The sequence below is a fragment of the Limnochorda pilosa genome (genome assembly GCF_001544015.1).
Taxonomy (GTDB): domain Bacteria; phylum Bacillota; class Limnochordia; order Limnochordales; family Limnochordaceae; genus Limnochorda; species Limnochorda pilosa.
In genome coordinates, this window is sequence record NZ_AP014924.1 from 326,795 (window position 1) to 347,514 (window position 20,720).

The 20,720-nt window shown below is 68.8% G+C and carries 20 protein-coding genes and 2 pseudogenes; 7 read left to right on the plus strand and 15 right to left on the minus strand.

What is annotated here, in order from left to right; translation table 11 throughout:
- Positions 1-9: 9 nt before the first annotated feature.
- The 13 genes and pseudogenes from LIP_RS01510 to LIP_RS01565 all read right to left on the minus strand — a co-directional run bounded on the left by LIP_RS01510 (position 10) and on the right by LIP_RS01565 (position 12,943).
- Positions 10-948, minus strand: a complete 939-nt coding sequence (locus tag LIP_RS01510; RefSeq protein WP_158509515.1) for a carbohydrate kinase family protein — start codon at positions 946-948, stop codon at positions 10-12.
- Positions 945-1,772, minus strand: coding sequence for a carbohydrate ABC transporter permease (locus LIP_RS01515; protein ID WP_082725704.1), 828 nt, complete (start codon positions 1,770-1,772; stop codon positions 945-947). The genes LIP_RS01510 and LIP_RS01515 overlap by 4 nt, the downstream gene beginning before the upstream one ends.
- A complete protein-coding gene (locus LIP_RS01520) occupies positions 1,772-2,683 on the minus strand; it encodes a carbohydrate ABC transporter permease (protein ID WP_068133402.1) in 912 nt (303 codons plus the stop codon). The genes LIP_RS01515 and LIP_RS01520 overlap by 1 nt, the downstream gene beginning before the upstream one ends.
- A gap of 45 nt (positions 2,684-2,728) precedes the next feature.
- Positions 2,729-3,997 (minus strand): extracellular solute-binding protein, encoded by a 1,269-nt coding sequence (locus LIP_RS01525; protein WP_068133406.1) that lies wholly within the window; start codon positions 3,995-3,997, stop codon positions 2,729-2,731.
- 60 nt (positions 3,998-4,057) lie between these two features.
- The gene (locus tag LIP_RS01530) at positions 4,058-5,026 is read right to left on the minus strand and encodes an NEW3 domain-containing protein (RefSeq protein WP_231699331.1); all 969 of its coding nucleotides are present in this window, start codon (positions 5,024-5,026) and stop codon (positions 4,058-4,060) included.
- Between the two features lie 189 nt (positions 5,027-5,215).
- Positions 5,216-5,410, minus strand: a pseudogene (locus LIP_RS20260) (NEW3 domain-containing protein); the annotation flags it as partial.
- Positions 5,362-6,729 (minus strand): annotated as a pseudogene (locus LIP_RS19375) (PIG-L family deacetylase); the annotation flags it as partial. The pseudogenes LIP_RS19375 and LIP_RS20260, both read right to left, overlap by 49 nt.
- Before the next feature lie 87 nt (positions 6,730-6,816).
- The gene (locus tag LIP_RS01540) at positions 6,817-8,022 is read right to left on the minus strand and encodes an ROK family transcriptional regulator (protein WP_144440267.1); all 1,206 of its coding nucleotides are present in this window, start codon (positions 8,020-8,022) and stop codon (positions 6,817-6,819) included.
- A gap of 220 nt (positions 8,023-8,242) precedes the next feature.
- Entirely contained in the window at positions 8,243-9,019 is a 777-nt protein-coding gene (locus tag LIP_RS01545; protein ID WP_231699332.1) for an ABC transporter ATP-binding protein, read from the minus strand.
- Positions 9,006-9,782, minus strand: a complete 777-nt coding sequence (locus tag LIP_RS01550) for an ABC transporter ATP-binding protein (RefSeq protein ID WP_068133417.1) — start codon at positions 9,780-9,782, stop codon at positions 9,006-9,008. Before LIP_RS01550 ends, LIP_RS01545 begins: the two co-directional genes overlap by 14 nt.
- Complete coding sequence (locus tag LIP_RS01555; protein ID WP_068133420.1) at positions 9,783-10,988, minus strand: ABC transporter substrate-binding protein; 1,206 nt, start codon at positions 10,986-10,988, stop codon at positions 9,783-9,785. It abuts the gene before it with no gap.
- Between the two features lie 85 nt (positions 10,989-11,073).
- Entirely contained in the window at positions 11,074-11,940 is an 867-nt protein-coding gene (locus tag LIP_RS01560; protein ID WP_068133424.1) for a branched-chain amino acid ABC transporter permease, read from the minus strand.
- Positions 11,941-11,959: 19 nt separating this feature from the next.
- A complete protein-coding gene (locus tag LIP_RS01565; RefSeq protein WP_158509516.1) occupies positions 11,960-12,943 on the minus strand; it encodes a branched-chain amino acid ABC transporter permease in 984 nt (327 codons plus the stop codon).
- 380 nt (positions 12,944-13,323) lie between these two features.
- Between LIP_RS01565 and LIP_RS01570 the strand changes: the two genes are divergently transcribed.
- From LIP_RS01570 to LIP_RS01585, 4 genes are all read left to right on the plus strand, one after another.
- Positions 13,324-14,148 carry an SDR family oxidoreductase gene (locus tag LIP_RS01570; protein ID WP_068133428.1) on the plus strand — a complete coding sequence of 275 codons (825 nt, stop codon included), beginning with the start codon at positions 13,324-13,326 and terminating at the stop codon, positions 14,146-14,148.
- A 197-nt stretch (positions 14,149-14,345) separates the two neighbouring features.
- Positions 14,346-14,753, plus strand: coding sequence for a hypothetical protein (locus tag LIP_RS01575; protein ID WP_068133432.1), 408 nt, complete (start codon positions 14,346-14,348; stop codon positions 14,751-14,753).
- A gap of 2 nt (positions 14,754-14,755) precedes the next feature.
- Positions 14,756-15,172: an EVE domain-containing protein gene (locus LIP_RS01580; protein ID WP_068133434.1), complete on the plus strand. Its 417-nt coding sequence runs from the start codon at positions 14,756-14,758 to the stop codon at positions 15,170-15,172.
- Positions 15,169-16,161 carry an NAD(P)H-quinone oxidoreductase gene (locus LIP_RS01585; RefSeq protein ID WP_068133437.1) on the plus strand — a complete coding sequence of 331 codons (993 nt, stop codon included), beginning with the start codon at positions 15,169-15,171 and terminating at the stop codon, positions 16,159-16,161. The genes LIP_RS01580 and LIP_RS01585 overlap by 4 nt, the downstream gene beginning before the upstream one ends.
- Positions 16,162-16,425: 264 nt before the next feature.
- Here the strand turns inward: LIP_RS01585 and LIP_RS01590 are convergent, their stop codons facing one another.
- Together LIP_RS01590 and LIP_RS01595 are read right to left on the minus strand one after the other, a co-directional pair.
- Positions 16,426-16,902, minus strand: a complete 477-nt coding sequence (locus tag LIP_RS01590; RefSeq protein WP_068133441.1) for a hypothetical protein — start codon at positions 16,900-16,902, stop codon at positions 16,426-16,428.
- A 163-nt stretch (positions 16,903-17,065) separates the two neighbouring features.
- A complete protein-coding gene (locus LIP_RS01595; RefSeq protein ID WP_082725711.1) occupies positions 17,066-17,647 on the minus strand; it encodes a LysM peptidoglycan-binding domain-containing protein in 582 nt (193 codons plus the stop codon).
- Between the two features lie 280 nt (positions 17,648-17,927).
- Here LIP_RS01595 and LIP_RS01600 point away from each other — a divergent pair, with 280 nt between their 5' ends.
- The 3 genes from LIP_RS01600 (at position 17,928) to LIP_RS01610 (ending at position 20,629) form a co-directional block, all read left to right on the plus strand.
- Positions 17,928-18,734, plus strand: coding sequence for an ABC transporter ATP-binding protein (locus LIP_RS01600; RefSeq protein WP_082725712.1), 807 nt, complete (start codon positions 17,928-17,930; stop codon positions 18,732-18,734).
- Entirely contained in the window at positions 18,712-19,548 is an 837-nt protein-coding gene (locus LIP_RS01605; RefSeq protein ID WP_068133446.1) for an ABC transporter permease, read from the plus strand. The genes LIP_RS01600 and LIP_RS01605 overlap by 23 nt, the downstream gene beginning before the upstream one ends.
- Positions 19,549-19,654: 106 nt before the next feature.
- Positions 19,655-20,629, plus strand: a complete 975-nt coding sequence (locus LIP_RS01610) for an ABC transporter substrate-binding protein (protein WP_198409640.1) — start codon at positions 19,655-19,657, stop codon at positions 20,627-20,629.
- Positions 20,630-20,720 lie beyond the last annotated feature (91 nt).

Sequence of the window (20,720 nt, forward strand, 5' to 3'; positions counted from 1 at the left end):
CAGAATGGTTCAAGCCCTGCGCCCCATGGCCCGAACGACCTCGTCGGTGGCCGGATATCGCCGCGGATCACTCAGGAGGGCCAAGCGCGCGGCTTCCACCCCAAAGGCTACAGCGGGCTCCAGGTCGAGGCCCCGGAAGAAGCGCGCGTAGAGGAAAGCCGCGTTGAACGCGTCCCCGGCCCCAACCGTCTCCCGCGGCTCGCTAGGTTCTACGGGCACGTGCACGAGCCTGCCCCTTTCCACCACCCACGCCCCATGCGGTCCGTCCTTCACCACGGCCGCCGGCACCCATGCATCCAGACCGCGGAGCGCGTGTTCGAGCGTAGGCGCGCCCGTGACGAGCTTCGCCTCATCCGCGTTGGGAAGGAAGAGATCGGTCTCCTGCAAGACCTGCTGAAGCTCCTGCCGGTCGAACTGGCCTCCTGGGGGCCAACCCGTGTCGAGGACGGTCACGAGCCCACGTTCCCGACAACCCGAGAAAAGGCGTTGGAGGGCGCCAGCGCGCCATCGGGGCAGGAGGTGGTACCCGCAGGCGATGACGACGCTTCCGGACGGTGCTTCGAGGATGCGCTCCTCGTCGCCCACGCCCTGGAAGGGTAGGTGGCCGGCAGAAGAGAAAAAAGTGCGTTCCCCTCCTGGATGCGTAACCGAGAAGCTGAACGCCGTCGGCGCGGGGAGCCTGCGGACCGCGGTGCAGTCCACACCGGCCTCCGACAGGGACCTAAGGATCCACCCGCCCAGGGGATCGTCGCCGACGGCCGCATGAAGCTCTACGGGCACGCCCAAGGATGCCGCGGCCAGCGCGGTGTTGCCGGCGGAGCCCCCCGTCCGGAAGATAGACCAGTGGCCCAGCGACTCGGTTCCGGGTGTGGGCCAGGCAGGAATGTCGCCCACGCCCAGGTCCAGGTTCAGGTTCCCCAGCACGAGCAGCCTCGCCAGGCCCATCATCCCTTCACCCCGGTGAGCACCACGCCCTCGATGATCTGACGCTGGAACAGGGCGAAGACGGCCAGTACCGGCACGATGGCCATGGAGGCCGCGGCCATGATCAGGTTCCATTCCGACCCTGCTTCGCCCGAGAACAGAGCGAAACCGACCGGTAAGGTGCGCATGGCTTTCGACTGGATCACGATCAGGGGCCACAGGTACGCGTTCCAGTTGCCCAGGAAGGTGAAGATGCCCAAGGCCGAGAGGGCCGGACGGACCAGCGGCAGCGCGATGCGCCAGAACAGGCCGAACTCTGTGATCCCGTCGATGCGACCTGCGTCGAGGAGATCGTCGGGAAGGGTCTGGAAGAACTGGCGCATGAGGAACACCCCGAAACCGGTCATGATGCCCGGAAACGCGATGCCCCAGTAGGTGTCCACCCAGCCGAGCTCGCTCGAGGTGACGAACCACGGGATGATCAGCATCTCCGTGGGGATCATCAGCGTGGACAAGATCAGCACGAAGATGATGTTTCGCCCGGGGAAGCGCAGCTTCGCAAGGGTGTAGCCGACCAGGGAGTCCCAGAAGAGCACGCTCGCCGTGGTGGCCGACGCCACGATCAGGCTGTTGGCGTACCAGCGAACATAGTCCGTGTGGAGGAGCACCTGGGCGTAGTTCTCCAGGGTCGGCTCGGCGGGGAGGAACGACAGGCTGAAGATCTCGTGGAACGGCTTGAACGACGTGAGCAGCATCCAGGCGAAGGGGAAGACCGTGATCATGGCTCCGGTCACCAGGACCCCGTAGAGGAGGACCATGCCGAGCTCCGGGCGCACACGTTGAGACATCAGTACTCAATCCTCCGCGAAAGGACCTTGAGTTGAAAGAGCGTCACCGACAGGATGATGGCAAAGAGAACGACCGTGGCGGCCGCAGCCTGGCCCATCTGGAATCGCTGGAAGGCCACCTTGTAGATGTAGAGGACGATGGTGAGGGTGCTGTCGAGCGGCCCCCCCTGGTCGGTGAAGTTCAGGTTCACCACCTGGGTGAAGAGCTGCAGGTACTGGATGGTCCCGATGACGACCGCGAAGACGATGCTGGGGTTCAGAAGCGGAAGCGTGATGTGCAGGAAGAGGGCGCGGGCCCCGGCACCGTCGATCCGTGCCGCTTCGTAGTACGTTCGGGAGATCGACTGGAGCCCGGCGAGGAAGATGACCACCACGAAGCCGAGGTTCTGCCAGACCACCACCGCCGTCACCGCGTACAGCGCCTGCGCAGGGCTGTCCAGGAACGGCTGGGCCGGCATCCCAATGGCGTCGAGGAAGCCGTTCAGCGGGCCGAAGTTCGGCGAGTAGAGCCACTGCCAGACCCAGGCGGCCGCCACGATGGGCGTCATGTACGGCAGGAAGTAGACTGCCCGCAAGAGGCCCCGATACCGGGTGACCCTCTCCAGCAAGAGCGCGATCGCAAGCCCCAGCACGATCTGGGCCGGTACCCCGACCACCGTGTACCGGAGGGTGTTGAGGAGGGCGCGGGCGAAGCGTGGGTCGCCCGCCAGGCGCTCGTAGTTGGCGCCGCCCACGTAGGTACGGACCTCGCCGACGATGTTCCATTCCCGCAGGCTCAAGTCGAATGCCTGGAAAGCCGGCCAGATCCGGATGTACAGGAAGAAGGCCATGGGGACGAGCAGGAAGACGTACGCCCAGAGTGCCTGGCGAGCGTTCAAGCTGAGGCGGATTCCGAAGCGTCGCCGTCCCATCGTCATCCCCCCCGTCCCCAGGGCCTGCCTTGCAACCTACTCCACCTACCTCTTGGACCAGAAATCGTCCAGGATCTGCTGCTCGCGCTGTGCTGCCCGTTCCAGGGCGGTCTCGGGGGCAACGCCCTGCAGCGTCACCTCGTTCACGGCATCCACCAGCACCTGCCGCTGGCCTGCCTCGTCCACGAAGAACGTGGCGTGGGCGTAGGGGAGGCTCGCGACGAAGGGGCCGAAGACGGGATCCGAGGCAAGGGCCGGGTCCTGGGCCAGCGCGGCGCGAGCTGGGATCTCACCGACTGTGTCGAGCCAGTAGCGCATGGCGCTCTCGGAGGTGATGAACTTCAGGAACTTGATGGACGCGTCGAGCTTGGCGCCCCGCGCGTTGCGCGTGATGCCGTGGGCCCAGAAGGAGCCGAAGTTGGAGCGTTCGTTCGTGGGTCCGCCGACGGGAAGCTCAGCCACGCCCCAGTTCACCCGGGCGCCGTTCCGGATGGACCCCACGGCGAAGGAGCCGTCGATGATCATGGCAGCGAGTCCCTGCATGAAGGCCTCGCGGTAGCCGCTGTCCCCAGGGAAGAAGTTGGCGACGCCGATCTTCTGCTTGGTGATCCAGTCGGTGTAGAACTCCAGGGCCTCGGTCCCCGCTGGGGTGTCGTAGGTCACGCGCCGGCCATCTTCCGAGTAGGGTGTCACACCCCACTGGCGGAAGAGGACCTCCCGGATCAGGTGGTGGTCCTGACCCGTGGGAGCCACGCCGAAGCCCAGCCGCTGAAACCGGTTCCCGCTCCTGCGGGTCAGGCTCTCGGCCGCCTGCAGGAATGCGTCCCACGTCTTGGGCGGTCCGTCGAGACCCGCCTCGGCCAGGAGGTCCTTGTTGTAGAAGAGGGCCAGGGTTCGCACCGCCGTCGGCAGCGCCCAGTACCGGCCGTCCATCTTCGCGGCCCGCACCATCGGGGCGAAGTCGCGTTCGATCTCCTCGGGCGGGAAGGTGTCCTCCGGCAACGGCTGCAGGTAGCCCGAGTCGATGTAGAGCGGCAGCCACCCGTAGAAGAGGTTGATCACGTCGGGCCCGCGGCCGGCCGGAACCGAAGCGGCCACACGCTGGTTGTAGGCGTCGTAGGGAAAGGTCTCGTGGACGACACGGATATTGGGGTTCTCGGCCTCGAACTGATCGATGAGGGTGTTGATAGCCTCCACCTTGGTCGCGTACTCGTACTGCCAGTAGGTGATGGTGACCTGCTGGGCTGCGGCCGGTAGGAGGGCGAGCGCAACCAGCATCAGCGCCAGCCCCGGAAGACGCGTGATTCTCAGCATCGTTCTCGCTCCTTTCTATGTCCCTCGATTGGTCCTCGATCCTTCGATCCGGCCGAAGAATCATCGATCCCCGGCCGGGTAGCTGACCATGTTGGCCATGAGCCGGAAGGCCCCGGGCACGTACTGCTCCAGCTGGTAATACAGGATCAGGCTGGTGTAAAGGTACGTACCCTTACCGTACCGGGCCAGGAGCATGCCGCCCTGCATCGGCTCCCACCCCGGATCCGACATGGATAGGAGCGGTTGGTATTCCGTCGCCCACTCCATGGGGAAGTAGAGACCACGGTCCTTCCTCCATCCACCCCAATCCGATTCCGAGATGCGGTTGGGTGCGTTGAACAACCTGTGGTTCGGCTGCAGCACGGTGACCGGCGCGGACTCGTCGGTGATCCGCCAGTTGAAGGAGGGTTGGCCGATGACGAGTCGATACGGCGGCACGGTGTCAGGATCCCAGTTGTCCCCAGGCCGGTGGAGCTGCACCACCAGGTGCCCCCCGTCTTCGACGTACCGCAGGAGACGTTGGTTGGCCGCCACCAGGTCCGGACGTGAGCGGTACGCGTACACGCCCAGGACGATGGTGTCGAACGCGGCCAGGTCACCGAGGAGGAGGTCCTCGTGACCGAGGAGCGTCACGTTGAACCCCATCTGTTCCAGAAACTCGGGGACGGAGTCGAAGCCGCTGGCGACGTATCCGACCCTCACCGGATCGACGGCCCAGGGGAAGGCCACCACACGAACCTCCGAGGGCGCCACGACATAGGTTCGTCCGATGTGATCGTACTCGATCGTGCGGACGGAGCGATTGGACCGCCAGCCCTCGCCGCTCGCCGCGACCGCGATGCGATAGTCTCCACAGGGCGCATCCTTTGGAGGTTGGAGATCGAAGTGCACCGTGGTGACCGTCCCACGGGCGTCCAGGTGGAAGGCATGCTCCGCCGGATCGGATCGCCATCCCCGAGGAAGCTCGTATCGCACGGAGCCAGCGGCCGCCTCCGGGCGATGGTTCCGAAGGACGACGGAGACTCCCACCGATCCTCTGCCCCCCGCAGTGTTCAGGAGCGTGGCGGACGGCTCCGCCCGCACGGACACGTCCGGCAGGACGGCCAAGAACCGGGTCGGCGTGATCGCCACCTCGGCGCGTTCCCCATGCACCCTGTATCCCACCACGCCGCGCAGCACCGGGGGATGGTAAGGGTGGAAGTAGGACGCTTCCTCGGGGATCCGAACCCGAAAGGAGCGCTCTGCCGTTTCGTTGTACCCGAGGGCCGTCGCCGGCCCGTCCGAGATGGGCTCCACGAGCCACCCTTGCGGCGCCTCCAGTCGCAGGCTGACGTCTTCGAGCGGGATCTGCCCACCGTTTCGTTGTACCCGAGGGCCGTCGCCGGCCCGTCCGAGATGGGCTCCACGAGCCACCCTTGCGGCGCCTCCAGTCGCAGGCTGACGTCTTCGAGCGGGATCTGCCCACCGTTGAAGGCCCGGACGGTGAGGGTGACCTCCTGTCCCTGCACCACCTCCCAGTCCTCCAAGTCGATCTGTCCGATCACGAGCGTCGCGGCAGCACTCACCGCCTGAAGCTGTTCCTCCTTGACCCGGAGGCGGAAGGCGAGGTCCTCGGCCCAGGGGCCGCCTGCGCCGGCACCGTCCAGTGCTTCCAGCACCTGCCGCACCTTTCCCAGCGTGTCATGCACCTTGAGGAGGATGGTCTCGCGGTCGGGGAAGGCGCCGTCGATCGCCTCCAGGCCGGCCTGGATACTCCGGAGGTGCGATCGGAGGCCCTCATGGCCGTCGGGGACTGTGTGGACTAGCTCCCCAACCGTGGACGGGAGGCCATCGAAGAGGGAGCGCTCTGGACCCGCGACGGGAACCGTGCTCAGCACCCTTTCGGCGTGGAGCAGCCTGGGACCGGGCTCCACCACGCGACCCATCCCCTGGGATCGATGGAACGCCCGGGACTCCTCTCCCAACTGCACGTACGAGACGCCCAGCACGGGGTCGAACTCGCCGGTGTTCACGGTCACGTCCACCTCACCGGTCTCCGTGGCGAGGTAGACGTTGCCGCCTCCCCCGCCGGGGTTCGCGGGGACGTAGACCTTCCGGACCTGCCAGGGGAGAAGCCCGGCGGAAAGCTGCTCGGGGAATGCTTCGGGGTCGGCGGCGTGTCGTACCGCTTCCAGGGTCAGCCGGGTGATGGCCCGGTGGTGCCCGTGCTGGCCGTACTCATCCCGGAAGGAGGGCATCACCACGTCGGGCCGCTCCTCCCGGATCAGCCGCACCAGCCGCTCCAGCGGGATCTCGGCCCCCCAACGGGCCAGGGTCTCCTCCGGGGTCTTCGAGAAGCCGAAGTCGTAGATGGGGTCGTCCAGCTCTTCACTCAGGAGGCGAAGGTGCACCCCCGTGACCCGGGAGGCCTCCTCCAGCTCCCGGGTGCGAACCACGCCCAGGGCCTGATCGTACTCGTCGCCCACCTGATTCTGCCCGCCTTCACCCCGGTTGGCGATGACGCTGACCACGCGCGCACCGAGCCCTCGCGACAGGTACGCCAACAGCGCGCTCTGCTCATCGTCGGGGTGAGCCCCGGTGTTCATGAAGCTCACGACGGTGCCCAGCGGACGGATCGCCTGATGAAGCCTCACCAGCGCCCGTTCGTCGTTCCCACCCATTGCTCGGTCGGCTCCCACGCCGATGGAGATGGTTGCCACTCCGCCGATCATCCCCCGCCACCATCCTGACATGGCTGCTCCCGCCTCTCCTTGGGAAGGATCGCAGCCATTGCTCCCTTTACCGCCGGCCGTACCAAGGTGCACGAACGTGCCGGGGTTTCACCTCCCGGCCATCAGAAGCTCCTTCGCCTGGTCCGCGGCCAGGGCGCACGCTCCGACGAGCCCGGCCCTGTGCTGGAGTGAAGACGGCTCCACCCTGGGCCGGAAGGGCGAAAGCTTCGCGAATTCCTGCTCGAGCATGGGGAGGAGGGCCGGAACGTGTGGGCTGACGGGTCCTCCGAGGAAGATCACCTCCGGGGCGAGCACCAGATGAATGCTGAGCAGGGCCCTGGCCAGCAGGCTCATCCGCTCTTCAACGAAGCGGCGCGCTCTTGGCTCGCCGGACGTGCAGGCTTCGAGCATCGCGGCCACCGTGGTGTCCACCGCCTCCGCTCCAGGCTCGGGAAGCGCCATCAGCGCGGAGTAGTCGCGTGCCAGCGCGCTCAAGGAGAGACGTTGCTCCAGGCCGCCGAAAGAGCGCTCGTCCGTCCCACCCGCGTCCCCCAAGGGCATGTAGCCGATCTCTCCCGCAAGGTTGCCCGCACCCCGGTGGACCTCGCCGCGGAGGATGATGCCCATTCCCACACCGGTTCCCAGGGAGACGAAGGCGAAGGTGCCGAACTGGGCCCCCCTGCCGAACCGCCACTCCGCAAGAGCGGCAGCGTTGACGTCGTTGTCCACCGCCACCGGGAGGCCCATCTTGCTCTGGAGAAGGGTGCGAACCTGCGTGCGTAACCATCCGACGGCCGGCGCGAGGGTGACCTCGCCCGTCTCCGTATCGGTTACCCCTGGCGCTGCGACGCCCATGCCCAACACCTCCGGCGACCCTTGGGGCAGCCGGTCGCGCAATCGCTGAACCGAACGCGCCAGCCGCTCCAGGACATCCGGCCCATCCTCTCCCGTGCGGGCCGAGAACCGCTCTGCCGCCACGGGGGCACCGTCGAGCGTGAAGGCGCCGATCTCCATGCGGGTCCCGCCCAGATCCACGGCCAGGACAGTGCCGCGCCGGGGATTGTAGTGCAGCAGACGGGGTCTGCGACCTCCAGTGGAGGCTCCCTCCCCGCCCCACACGACCAGACCCGTCTCGAGCAGCTCCTCAACGATTTCGGAGACGGAAGGTTGGCTCAAGCCGGTGCGGCGGGCAAGGTCCGCACGCGACACGGGACCCTCGCGCTCGATGAGTTCCAGCAGAAGCCGCCGATTCGCGGTGCGCACATCGCCTGCCCGCGTGCCCACGGCGCCCGCCGTCACAGCAACCCCACGCACATGGCTCAACCCCCGCCTACGCCTCGGCTTGAGAAGCCGGGCCTCGATAGTGACGCTTCGCCGCCTAACTAATCAAGGTAAGATACCTAAGTAAGGTAGGACTACGCCATCCTTGACCTGGATCCTTCTTACGATCTGCCTGTGGTTTTCCAGCGGCTTCTCGCTCCCAGGCAGCCGCCCGCCCCTACGCCCGCCTCCGCTCCTCCACCCACCTCCACTCCTACGCCCACCGCCTCCGGGGCCGGTACCGCCGGTAGCCCTTCACGGACGCCTCCGTCTCCACGCCCAGGTAGAGCTCCCGGACGTTCCGGTTGGCGGCTAGTTCGCCGGGCGGGCCCTCCAGCACCAGGCGGCCCGTCTCCAGGACGTAGCCGTAGTCGGCCACCCGCAGGGCCAGGCGGGCGTTCTGCTCCACCAGCAGCAGCGCCGTCCCCTGCTCCTTGATGCGCAGGAGGGTCTCGAAGATCTGCTCCACGAAGCGGGGTGCCAGGCCGATGGAGGGTTCGTCCAGCATCAGGAGGCGGGGCCGGCCCAGCAGAGCCCGGGCGATGACCAGCATCTGCTGCTCCCCGCCCGAGAGGAGACCCGCCTGCTGCCGGCGGCGCTCGGCCAGGATGGGGAAGAGCCCGTGGACCCAGTCCAGGTCGGCCCGAACGGCGGCCTCGTCGCGCCGGGCGTACGCGCCCAGGCGCAGGTTCTCCTCCACGGTCAGCTCGGGGAAGACGCCTCGCCGGTCCAGGACGTGGGCCAGGCCCAGGCGGGCCACGGCCTCGGGCTCCCAGCGGGTCACGTCTTGCCCGGCGAAGCGGATGCGCCCCTTCTCGGGCTGATCGGGAATCAGGCCGCTCACCGTACGCAGCAGCGTGGTCTTGCCCGCCCCGTTGGCCCCCAAGAGGACCATCAGGAGACCTTCCTCCACCTGGAGCGAGACGCCTCGCAGCACGGTGATGTGCCCCCCGTAGGCGGTCTCCACGTTGGCCAGCTCAAGCAGCGCCACCGTCTCCACCTCCCAGGTACGCCTCCACCACCTGCGGGTCCCGCTGGACCTCGGCCGGCGCACCGGAGGCGATCACCCGGCCCCGGTCCAGCACCACCACCCGCTCGGAGGCCCGCATCACCAGGCGCAGGTCGTGCTCCACCAGGACAATGGCCGGCCCCAGCGCGTCCCGGACGTCCTGGAGCTTGAAGAGGAACTCGTCCTTCTCCTCGGCGCTCAGGCCGGCGGAGGGCTCGTCCAGCAGGAGCAGGCGCGGTTCCTGGGCCAGGGCCCGGCCCAGCTCCACCAGCTTCTGGATGCCGTAGGGCAGGGCCGCCACCGGCACGTCCCGGGCCAGCTGCAGGTCCAGGAGGTCGATGATCTCCTCGGCCCGGCGGTGCTGGGCCTCCTCGTCCCGCCACCAGCCCGGCGTTGCCAGGGCGGCCCGCAGGAAGCCCGCGCCCACGTGGCGGTGACGCCCCAGGAGCAGGTTCTGCAGCCCCGTCATGTAGCGGAAGAGCTCGATGTTCTGGAAGGTGCGGGCGAGCCCCAACCGGCTGATGCGGTCGGGGCTCAGCCCCACCAGCTCCCGGCCCCCGAAGCGGATGCTGCCCGCCTGGGGCCGGTAGAAGCCCGTGATGCAGTTGAAGAGGCTCGTCTTGCCGGCGCCGTTGGGACCGATGAGCGAGACGAACTCCCCCTCGCCCACCTCCAGGCTCACCCCGGCCAGCGCCCGCACGCCGCCGAAGGCCAGATCGAGCCCCCTCGCCTCCAGCAGCGCCATCTAGAAGCCCACCGGGTACTGGATCCAATCGGTGACGGCTACGGCCTGGCCGCCCTGCACCTGGGTGAGGTAGATGCGGTCGATGCCCTGGTGCCGGTTCGGGCCGAAGGTGACGTTCCGGATCACCTCACCGTCCCAGCCCCGGATGGACTCGATGGCCTGCGCGAAGCTCTCGGGGGTCAGGTCCCTCCCGGCCCGGCGCAGGGCCTCCAGGAAGGGCTCCACGAAGGTGACGCCGGCCAGGGCGTTGAACGCCATGGGCCTCAGGCTGGGCTCCCGCGCGACCAGGCGCTGGAGCACGGCGTTGACGGTGGCGTCCCGGTCCGGCAGGGGGAAGTAGGCGGTGCTGATGACCCCCTCCCACGCCTCGCCGGCGAGAGCGGTCATGATGGTAGCATCGCCCAGGGTGAAGGTGGCCAGCCGATCTGGGTGGTAGCCGATGCGGGCCATGGCCTGGGCGATCATGGCGCCGTGGTTGGGCGTGGCGTAGAGGATCACCGCCTCCGCCCCCGAGGCCTGCAGCCGCTGCGCGTGGGCCGAGAGGTCCGTATCGCTCACCTCGTAGGGCACCTCGGCCACGATCCGGGCAGAGCCGCCCAGCTCGGCCATCGCCTCCTGCACGCCGTCCAGGCCCGCCTTGCCGTACTGGTCGTTCTGGTAGAAGACGGCGATCCGGCTGCGCCCGAGCTCGTCGGCCGCGTGGCGGGTGAGGATCTTGGCCTCCTCGAAGTAGTCCGGGTAGACGGTGTAGACGTAGCGGTTGCCCGGATACCCGATCCAGATGTGCGAGTCGATGGCCGGGGTGATCCAGAAGAGCTGCTTCTGATAGGCGTAGTCGCGCACGGCGAAGGCGTTGGCCGAGCCGATGATGCCGCTGATGGCGAAGACGCCCACTCGCTCCGTCAGCTCCCGGATGTTGGCCACCGCCCGCGGCGGGAGGTAGGCGTCGTCGCGGATCTCCAGGCGGATCGTCCGCCCGTGGATGCCGCCCTGATCGTTGATCATGTCGATGTAGACCTTGGCCGCCCGGGCCGTGGTGCCCCAGGCCGCCGCCGGCCCCGACAGCGGTGCGGAGGTTCCCAGGATCACCTCGGTGTCGCTGACGCCCCGCACCTGCGCGGCCACGGGCAAGGTTCCCAGAGCCAGGGCGAGAGCGAGCGCGGCGACGACCGTGCGACTGCGGGCCTTCGTGACGGTCCTCAGCATAGGGATCTCACTCCTCTCCATCTCGGTGCCGCTCTTCCGCGATGCCTCTGTCGTTCACAGACACCTCTCTCGTTCACACACGCCTTCACACGCGCCGCTGGAAGGCGTGCCCCAGGAGCCCCTCGGGCCGCACCAGCAGCACCAGCAGGATCAGGCCGAAGGAAAGGGTGGAGACGAAGCTCAGCGACACGTAACCGGCGAAGAAGCTCTCGATCACGCCCAGCACCAGCCCGCCCGCGATGGCGCCGGGTACGCTGTCCAGCCCGCCCAGCACCGCCGCGGTGAAGCCCTTGAGGAACGGTGTGAGCATGAAGTAGGGATGGAGGAAGGTGAGCGGCGCGAGGAGAACGCCGGCCGCCGCCCCCAGCAGGGCGGCCACGCCCCACGTGAGCGCCAGCAGCCGGCGGGTGGGGATGCCCAGCACCCGGGCCGCGTCCAGGTCCTGGGAGAGGGCGCGCATGCCCAGCCCCACCCGGGTGCGCTGCACCAGGAAGTAGAGCCCTGCCATGAGCGCCACGGCCACGGCCAGGCTCCCCAGGGTGAGCTGGCTGATCACCGCGCCCCCCACCCGGTAGGTGACCATGGAGGAGAGCGGGAAGGCGAAGGCCTTGGTATCCGCCCCCCAGTAGACCAGGGCGGCGCCGCTCAGCACCTGGGAGAGACCCAGGGTGAGCACGATCTGACCGAGCAGGGTGGCTTCCCGCACGGGCGCCAGCACGCCGAAGTAGAAGAGGGCGCCCAGGGCCGATGCGGCGAGCAGCCCCACCGCCAGCCCGCCCGGGAAGCCGAGGCTCGTCTGCCCCAGGCTCCAGACGAGGAAGACGCCCACCATGGCCAAGTCCCCGTGGGCGAAGTTGAGGACCCGGGAGGTGCGGTAGAGCAGCACGATGCCCAGGGCGATCACGGCGTAGAGGGCTCCGGTTGCGATGCCGTTCAGCAAGTGCTGCAGCACGGGTGGACCTCCCGGTGCCCTAGAGGGGCCAGCTCTTGAAGTAGCGGCGGATCCGCAACCAGCGGCCGTAGAGCCCCGTGGGCTCGAAGGCGATGGCCGCCATGATGATCGCTCCGAAGATCAGCGGAAGCCACTCCTGCAGGCCCGACATCACCTGGGGGATGGCCGCCACCAGCACGCCGCCGATGATACCCCCCGGGATCCTGCCCAGCCCGCCCACCACCACCATGGCCAGGAAGTAGATGGACTCCACGAAGGTGAACATCTGAGGCTCCAGGTACCCCAGCAGGATCGCCCCGAGCCCCCCGGCCACGCCGCCGTAGAAGGCGCTTACCGCGAAGGCCAGGCTCTTGTACTGCCGCAGGCTTACCCCCGCCGCCTCCGCGGCCAGATCGCTGTCACGGATGGCCACCCAGGCCCGCCCCACGTGGGAGCGGGTGAGGTTGTAGGCCACCAGCACCAGCGCCGCCCCCACGACCAGGACCAGGAAGTAGACGGCGGTGTCGCCTTCCAGGCGCCAGGGCCCGAGGGCCGGCCGGGGCACGAAGAGGCCGATGCGCCCGCCCGAGACGGCCGCCCAGTTGGTAAGCGCCTGATGCACGGCTATGCCGAAGCCCAGGGTGACGATGGCCAGGTAGGGGCCCGTCAGCCGCAGGGCCGGGAGGCCCACCAGGTAGCCGGCGGCGGCGGCCGCGAGGCCGGCCAGGGCCAGAGCTACCGGCAGCGGGTGGCCGAAGGTGGTGAGCCCATGGGCGGCGGCGTAGGCACCGATGGCGTAGAATCCCGCGTGGCCCAGGGAGATCTGGCCCGTGTACCCGATGAGCAGGTTGAGCCCCACCGCCGCCAGGGCCTGGATCATGAGGTGGGTGACGATGTAGAGCGAGTAACCCGAGATCCACGCCGGTAGGGTGAGCAGGGCGAAGGCGAGGCCGGCCGTGGCCGTCCACCCGGCCCACCCTCGCACCAGGGCGATCTCCTCGCGGTAGCTCTGCCGAAGCTCCATGCCGGCCCCCGATCCCAGCCCCAGCGTCGCGCCGAGCACAGGTCCGCCGTTGCCCGAGCGCAGGCCGAGCGAGTGATGAGAGTCTTCGTGACACTTCTGGTGAGTTCCTGCAACACGGACAGCAGGAGGACGAGGCATTCGCAGCGGAACCCAGGCGTACGAGAGGATCGGGAAACCGTGCGAGCCGCATGCCCGGCGCGATTTCGTGAACGTCTGAAACGGAAAGGATCCCCGGCGGCGTCCAGCGAATGGGTGGCCAGGAAAGCTGGGGAGGAACTCATCGAGGCCTCCCGGGCGCGCCCGGCGTACCGCTGAGCGCCTTCTCCGCACGCAAGGCCTGGGACGGAACCTCGTTGCAGAACGGATTGGGGGCACGGACCGTGGCGGGCTTGGCGGGGAAGACGCTCTTCGTCACGGGGGCGAGCCGGGGCATCGGGAAGGCCATCGCCCTCCGGGCGGCTCGGGACGGCGCGAACGTGGTGGTCGCCGCCAAGACCACCGGGCCCCACCCGAAGCTGCCGGGCACCATCCACACCGCCGCCGCGGAGGTCGAGGCCGCCGGCGGCCGGGCGCTGGCGGTGGCCACCGACATCCGCTTCGAGGAGCAGGTCCGGGCGGCGGTGGACCGGGCCGTCGAAATCTTCGGCGGCATCGACGTCCTCGTGAACAACGCGAGCGCCATCAGCCTCACCGGCACCCTCCGTACTGAGATGAAGCGCTACGACCTGATGCAGGACATCAACGCCCGGGGGAGCTTCCTCTGCGCCAAGCTCTGTCTCCCCCACCTGCGCCGGGCCGAGAACCCGCACATACTCTCCATCTCGCCGCCCCTCCACCTGCGGGCCGACTGGTTCGGCCCCCACGCCGCCTACACCCTGGCCAAGCTGGCCATGAGCCTATGGGTCCTGGCCTGGGCGGAGGAGTTCCGGGCCGAGGGCATCGCGGTCAACGCCCTGTGGCCCCGCACCGTCGTCGCCACCGCCGCGGTGCAGAACCTGCTCGGGGGTGACGAGGTGATCCGCCGCAGCCGTAGACCCGAGATCGTCGCCGACGCGGTCTACGAGATCCTCACCCGGAACAGCCGGAGCTGTACGGGCAACTTCTTCATCGACGAGGACGTGCTGCGGGAGGCGGGCGTGGTCGATTTCACCTGCTATGCCGTGGACCCCTCAGTGGAGCCGCTGGGCGACTTCTTCGTGGGGTGAGGACGCGGGCACGGGCGCGGCGGCCTGCGAGGAGATCGCCAAGGCGCTCGGGGCGCTGGAGGCCCCCGAAGTGGACCATGTCCGATCGCGTCGGTGGCGTTACAATAGGCTCGGGCGCCCCTTGGCGTACTCGATAAGGGCGGCCGCGCACGGACGGATCCGCGCACCAACCCCAGCACGGCTCGGAGGGACCCTTCATGCACCCCACGGAGATCCGCAAGCCCCGATGCTTCCTGGTGTGCGCGCTGGCGCCCGAGGGCTTCAGCGCCGCCGAGGCGAACCGCACCCTGAACGAGTACGTGGCGGACCCTGCCCGGGGCCTCTGCCTGTACCACGATCACTTCATCGGCGGCCCGGGCGGGGTCGCCGTGTTCTACGTGGAGAACCAGGACCAGCGGGCCGCCCTGGAGGACCTGGGGCCGCTGACCCGCTGGAGGGTGGAGGTGCGCCCGCTGGTCTTCGCCCGCAGCCCCAGCGCTTTCGATGAGCAGATCGCTTTCACCCTGCGGGCCTACCGCTCCGCAGACTGGAAACATCTCCGCCAGCAGGACCGGCCCCACTACGGCGAGGCCGAGGAAGAGGCCCACTCCGCCACGGAGGTATAACCATGGCCTACTGGCTGCTCAAGACCGAGCCCGGCGAGTACAGCTACGCCAATCTGGAAGCTGCCGGCCGGGACGTGTGGGATGGGGTGCGGAACGCCGTCGCACTCAGGTACCTGCGGGCCATGCAGCCCGGCGACCAGGCCCTCGTCTACCACAGCGGGAAGGAGCGGGCGGTGGTAGGCGTCGCCCAGGTGGCAACCGAGCCCCACCCCGACCCGAGGACGTCAGACCCCCGCTGGACCGTGGTGGACGTGGAACCCCGGGGCCGCCTGGCCCGGCCCGTGGGGCTGGCCGAGATCAAGGCCGACCGGGCCTTCCAGGACTGGGAGCTCGTGCGCCTCCCCCGCCTCTCGGTGATGCCCGTGGAGCCCGCCCTCTGGGAGCGGATCCTGCGGATGGGGGGAGGGGTCGTTCGGTGAGGGCTGTGGTCGTGACCGAGCCGGGCGGGCCGGAGAAGCTGGCCCTGCAGGAGGTGCCCGACCCTGTGCCGCGGCCCGGAGAGCTGCTGGTGCGCGTGCGGGCCGCGGCCCTCAACCGGGCGGACCTGCTGCAGCGGATGGGCGGCTACCCTCCACCCCCAGGCGCGCCGCCCTACCTGGGGCTGGAGATGGCCGGGGAGGTGCTGGCCCTGGGGCAGGGCGTGGAGGGCTGGCGGCCAGGCGATCGGGTCTTCGCCCTCCTGGCGGGAGGCGGCTACGCCGAACAGGTGGTGGTGCCGGCGGCCCAGGCCATGCCCATGCCCGCCAGCCTCTCCTTCGAGGAAGCGGCTGCCGTCCCCGAGGCCTTCCTCACCGCCTACCGGAACCTCTTCGACCTGGGGAACCTCCGCCCCGGCGAGACGGTGCTGGTGCACGCCGGCGGCAGCGGCGTGGGCACCGCCGCCATCCAGCTGGCCCGGCGGGCGGGCGCCCGGGTGATCGCCACCGCCGGGAGCCCGGAGAAGCTGGAGGGTTGCCGCCGCCTGGGGGCCGAGGCGGCCCTCAACTACCGGGAGGGCCCCTTTGCCCCAGGAGTCCTGAAGGCCACGGGAGGCCAGGGCGTGGACGTGATCCTGGAGTTCGTGGGCGCGGCCTACTGGGAGCAGGACCTGGAGGTGCTGGCGCCGGGTGGCCGGCTGCTGCTGATCGGCCTCATGGGCGGGAGCCAGGTGGAGCTCGACCTGGGCCGGGTGCTCCGGGGCAACCTGTGCATCATCGGGTCCACCCTGCGAAGCCAGGACCCCGGGTACAAGGCGAACCTCACCCGGCGTTTCTGGAGCGACTGCAGGGAGGCGTTCGAACACGGGGAGCTCCGCCGCGGGGAGCTCCGCCCCGTGGTCGACCGGGTCTTCCCCCTGGCCCAGGCGGCCGAGGCGCACCGGTACATGGAGGCAAACCGGAACTTCGGGAAGATCGTGCTGCGGGTCTAGCCGTCAACTCTACGGTGAAGGGGGGAAAGCCGTGCGTCTCTACTCGTTTGACCAGCAGGCCGGCCACCCCGTGGAGGCCTTCGGCAGCCGCGGCGTGGTGCTTTCTCCTGTGTCCTGACAGCCATCGTCATCGAATTGGAATCGACGGCCACCATCCGTAGGAAGCCGCTCGGGTGAGAGGCGCAGGTTCAGGTGCGAGTCCATCACGCAGGGAAGGGACCGGAACGGGCCGTTCTGCTTTCAACAGCGCAGGGCTGGCGCCCTTCAACGCGCGCGACCCTGTCCAGGAGGCACCAACTCTGGCCCGTTGCCCTGCTTCTCCGGGCGCCGCATCCGCCGGCGTAGCAGGATGCCTGGCAAGAGGCCTGCGGCACCCACGATCAAGCCGGCCAGGAGGTATTCCCACGTCTCAGGCGCGATGCGCCAACCGCCGCGCCACCACTCGTAGAGCTTCTGGCCCACGACGACAAGACCGCCCAGCGCAGTCCAGGCCAGAATCCCACGAAGGATCCGGCGCGAGGACCTTGTGCGAAGCAGGAAGCCCGGCAGCGGCTTGCCGGCCCAGTAGCCCGGGACATACTGATGCTCCACCAGCTCCCGGAAGTCCGCGATGTACTGCTCGGCCGTGTACTCGGGCTCGTCTTCGACGGGTTCCGTGGGTCCGTTGCTCCCGCTCGGCTTACCAGCGCCCGCGGGTCCGTCGTTCCCGCCCGGCGGCCTGGTATCGCGGGTCTCTGGCATGTAGGCCCCCCCCAGGTCATTCTACCTGAAAGGATCGGCGCAGAGCGTGCCCGGCTTCGCGTCTGCGGGGACGCGAAAGGGGGCACCTGGCTGAGCAGCAGGTTCAGGAGATGGCCTGAACCACTGCCCCATGGGTGCCGAGTGGGGGAGCAGAGGGGCGTGTCTACGTCCTGCAGGCGGCCAGCCTCCCAGAGAGCACGGTGGCGCCGCCACGGCGGGTGGCGGTGTTGAAGGGCCGCACCTGCACCACCGTCTCCGGTCCGGGGCGGAGGGTGATCTCCGTGAAGGTGCCCGCCCAGGTGGGGCCTGTTTCCGGGTTCGGGAAAAGGCGCCATTGCCAGGTGATCACGCCGGGCACGAAGGCCAGGGCCTCGTAGGCGTCGAAGTCGCCGAGGCTCTCGGGGGCCGCGAGGCCGTGGGCCACCACGGTGATGGCGTAACGACCAGGGCGGAGCTCCACCAGGCGCCGCACCAGGGCCGCTCCCTGCGCGTCGACGGGCCCGGCCTGCGAGGTCCGGGCCAGCACCACGCAGCAGGGCGTGGCCACCGGACGCCCGTCGCCCGGCAGGCAGAGGACGTCGCCGGGCACGATCGCGGCCGGGTCTGGAATGTGCGGGTTGCACTGGATGAGCTGATCCAAAGGAACACCTTGCCGCCGGGCGATGCGGAAGAAGGTGTCGCCTGGCTGCACAACGTACCGCCCGCCCTCGCAGCCTTCGGGGCACATCTCGGGTACTCGAGCCATGGAACTCCACCTCCGTGGGCCGGATGGAGCCCGACCTCAGGACACGGTATGAGCCCGGGCGGATCCGGGATCTAGCCCCCGGATTCCGAGCTCCCGGCACGCTCCACGTTCGGGGCAGGTTCGCACGTTCGGGGCCGATCCGAGTGGAGGCCCGCTCGAAGCCGAGCCCGCGGGGCCCGAAGAGGGTTCGTCCAGCCGCAGGAAATGTGCCTCGGCCCGGGAATAATCCATAACCATTACGATAACGAACGCGCTCGGGTGCGTATGCGGAGGGGTTCCGTTGTCCACCGCCACCGCGGTGCTCTGCGATCGTATCGCCTGCCGTTTCCCCACGTCGTTGGGTGAAAGCTACACAGCGATCAAGAACGTGAGCCTGGTCGTGGACGAGGGGCGGTTCGTCACCCTGGTGGGGCCCACCGGGTGCGGCAAGTCGACGCTGCTCAACGCCGTCGCCGGGTTGCTCTCGCCCTCCGAGGGGACGATCGAGATCTTCGGCCAGCCGTTGAAAGGCCTGAACCGGGATGCGGCCTACCTTTTCCAGCAGGACGGCCTGCTGCCCTGGAAGACGGCCCTGGAGAACGTGGCCCTCGGCCTCCTCTTCCTGGGCTTGCAGCGCCGCGAAGCCTTGACTGAGGCGGCCCACTGGCTGCACACGGTGGGGCTCGCCGGCTTCGAGGACCGGTACCCCCACCAGCTCTCGGGCGGCATGCGGAAACGGGTGGCGATAGCCCAGTGCTGGGCGGTGAACCCCAGGATCCTGCTGATGGATGAGCCCTTCAGCGCGCTCGACGTCCAGACCCGCCAGCTCATGGAGACCGAACTGCTCAGCCTCTGGGCCGGGTCGGAGAAGACGGTCCTCTTCGTCACCCACGACCTGGACGAGGCGATCGCGCTGGCCGACGAGGTGCTGGTCCTCTCCGCCGGGCCGGCCGCGAGGGTGATCGGATCGTACACGGTGGACCTCCCGCGGCCCAGAAACGTGGCCGAGATCCGCCTGGAGCCCCGATTCGTGGAGATCTACCGTGATATCTGGGAGCAACTGCGGGGGGAGGTGGTCCGGGCCCATGGCCGCGAGCGTGGAGCTTGAGAGGGAGCGATCCGTGACCCTGCCCGGCTGGAGACGGCGCCTGACGCTCCTGACCCTCCAGGCCTCGGTGGGCGTGGTCGCGCTGGGCACCTGGGAACTCCTGAGCATTCGGGGGATTCTCGATCCGTTCTTCTTCAGCCAGCCCAGCGCCATTGCCGGGCGCACCGCACGCTGGATCGCTGAGGGGTACCTGTGGCCGCACCTGTGGGTCACGCTGGTGGAGACGGTCCTCTCCTTCCTCATCGGCTCGGCCGGGGGCGTCGCGGTGGGCCTGGCGCTCGCGCGGGTCCCCTGGCTCGCGGCCGCCTTCGACCCCTACATCCGCATGCTGAACGCCCTCCCGCGGGTGGTGCTGGCGCCGATCTTCCTCCTGTGGTTCGGCCTGGGCATCGCCTCCAAGGTGGCCCTGGGGGTGACGCTCGTCTTCTTCATCGTCTTCTTCAACACGTACCACGGCGTGCGGGAGGTGGATCCGGTGATCCTCAACAACGCCCGCATGCTGAAGGCGTCTGAGCGGCAACTGCTGCGCCACGTCTTCCTACCCAGTGCGATGAGCTGGATCCTGTCGAGCCTGCACACCAGCGTGGGCTTCGCCATCGTGGGGGCGGTGATCGGCGAGTACCTCGCCTCGGCCCGGGGGATCGGCTACGTGATCGCCCAGGCGGAGGGTGTGTTCGATTCCACGGGCATCTTCGCGGGGATGACCGTGCTGGCCGTAGTGGTCCTGGGCATCGACTTCGCCATCCACGCCCTGGAACGCCGCCTGCTGAGGTGGCAACCTCGGGCTTCGGAGTCGGGGTCGTCGCCCTTGTAACGGTCTCGTCCCCATCGATTCCAACTCGGAAGGAGGCATGCACGAAATGAAAGGTCGTGCTCGCAGTATTCGCAGTGGAAGGCTGGCCGGATGGGGTGCCGCGCTCGTGCTGGCCCTGGTTGTGAGCTTCGCGGCTGTCTCGGACGTCCAGGCCGCGGGCAGCCGGGTGGTCCTGGCGGTGGGAGGCGCCGAGTGCCTCTGCTACCTGCCCACGGTGCTGGCGCACCAGCTCGGGTTTTTCGCCGACGAGGGCGTGGACGTGGAGCTCCAGAACCTGAAGGGCGGATCCAAGGCCCTGGAGGCCCTGGTCGGCGGGAGCGCCGACGTGGTCTCCGGCTACTACGACCATACCATCACCATGCAGGCGAAGGGGCGGCGGCTGGTCTCGTTCGTCGCCTTCGACCAGTACCCTGGGCTGGTCCTGGTGGTGTCCCCGCACGCCGCGGAGCGTATCCGGGCGGTGCGCGACCTCGAGGGCGCGGTGGTGGGCGTGACCGCGCCCGGCTCGTCGACGCACACGTTCCTGAACTTCCTGCTGGCTCAGGACGGCCTCTCGGGAACCGACGTGAGTGTGGTGGGCATCGGTCTGGCAGCAACGGCCATCGCGGCCGTCGAGCGGGGGCGCGTGGATGCGGCCGTCATGCTCGACCCCGCGGTGACCCTCCTGCAGCGGAAGGGCGGGATCCGCATCCTCTCAGACACCCGTTCCGAGGCCGACACGGTGGCCGTGTACGGCGGGCCTTACCCGGCAGGGGTCCTCTACACCACGCCCGAGTGGCTGAAGGCCAACGGGCAGACGGCTCGGGCCATGGCCCGGGCGATGGTGCGCGTGCTGGCGTGGATCCAGGACCACTCCGCCGAGGAGATCATGGCGCGCATGCCGCGGGAGTTCTACGAGAACGACCCGGACCTGTACCTGGCGGCGCTGAAGAACAGCCTGCCCATGTACTCCCCCGACGGGGTGATGGATGCCCGCGGCCCGCAGAATGCCCTGAAGACGCTGGCCCTCTCGGACCCGGCGGTGGCTCAGGCTGCGATCCGGCTCGAAGCCACGTACACCAACGATTTCATCACCCCCTGAGACGCAGAGGCGACGTGGGACACGCGAAGGGTTGCCTCCGCGTGTCCCAACCCTTCCTTACCTTACCTTCCTCCCTCATGGCGACCGGCCG

Excerpts from the sequence above, each read along its gene's own strand:
- LIP_RS01580 (WP_068133434.1), top strand. The coding sequence starts at position 14,756 with ATGGCCTACTGGCTGCTCAAGACCGAGCCCGGCGAGTACAGCTACGCC.
- LIP_RS01550 (WP_068133417.1), bottom strand. The coding sequence starts at position 9,782 with ATGGCGCTGCTGGAGGCGAGGGGGCTCGATCTGGCCTTCGGCGGCGTG.
- LIP_RS01565 (WP_158509516.1), bottom strand. The coding sequence starts at position 12,943 with ATGGAGCTTCGGCAGAGCTACCGCGAGGAGATCGCCCTGGTGCGAGGG.
- LIP_RS01525 (WP_068133406.1), bottom strand. The coding sequence starts at position 3,997 with ATGCTGAGAATCACGCGTCTTCCGGGGCTGGCGCTGATGCTGGTTGCG.
- LIP_RS01555 (WP_068133420.1), bottom strand. The coding sequence starts at position 10,988 with ATGCTGAGGACCGTCACGAAGGCCCGCAGTCGCACGGTCGTCGCCGCG.
- LIP_RS01510 (WP_158509515.1), bottom strand. The coding sequence starts at position 948 with ATGATGGGCCTGGCGAGGCTGCTCGTGCTGGGGAACCTGAACCTGGAC.
- LIP_RS01575 (WP_068133432.1), top strand. The coding sequence starts at position 14,346 with ATGCACCCCACGGAGATCCGCAAGCCCCGATGCTTCCTGGTGTGCGCG.
- LIP_RS01515 (WP_082725704.1), bottom strand. The coding sequence starts at position 1,772 with ATGTCTCAACGTGTGCGCCCGGAGCTCGGCATGGTCCTCCTCTACGGG.
- LIP_RS01605 (WP_068133446.1), top strand. The coding sequence starts at position 18,712 with ATGGCCGCGAGCGTGGAGCTTGAGAGGGAGCGATCCGTGACCCTGCCC.
- LIP_RS01520 (WP_068133402.1), bottom strand. The coding sequence starts at position 2,683 with ATGGGACGGCGACGCTTCGGAATCCGCCTCAGCTTGAACGCTCGCCAG.
- LIP_RS01595 (WP_082725711.1), bottom strand. The coding sequence starts at position 17,647 with ATGGCTCGAGTACCCGAGATGTGCCCCGAAGGCTGCGAGGGCGGGCGG.
- LIP_RS01590 (WP_068133441.1), bottom strand. The coding sequence starts at position 16,902 with ATGCCAGAGACCCGCGATACCAGGCCGCCGGGCGGGAACGACGGACCC.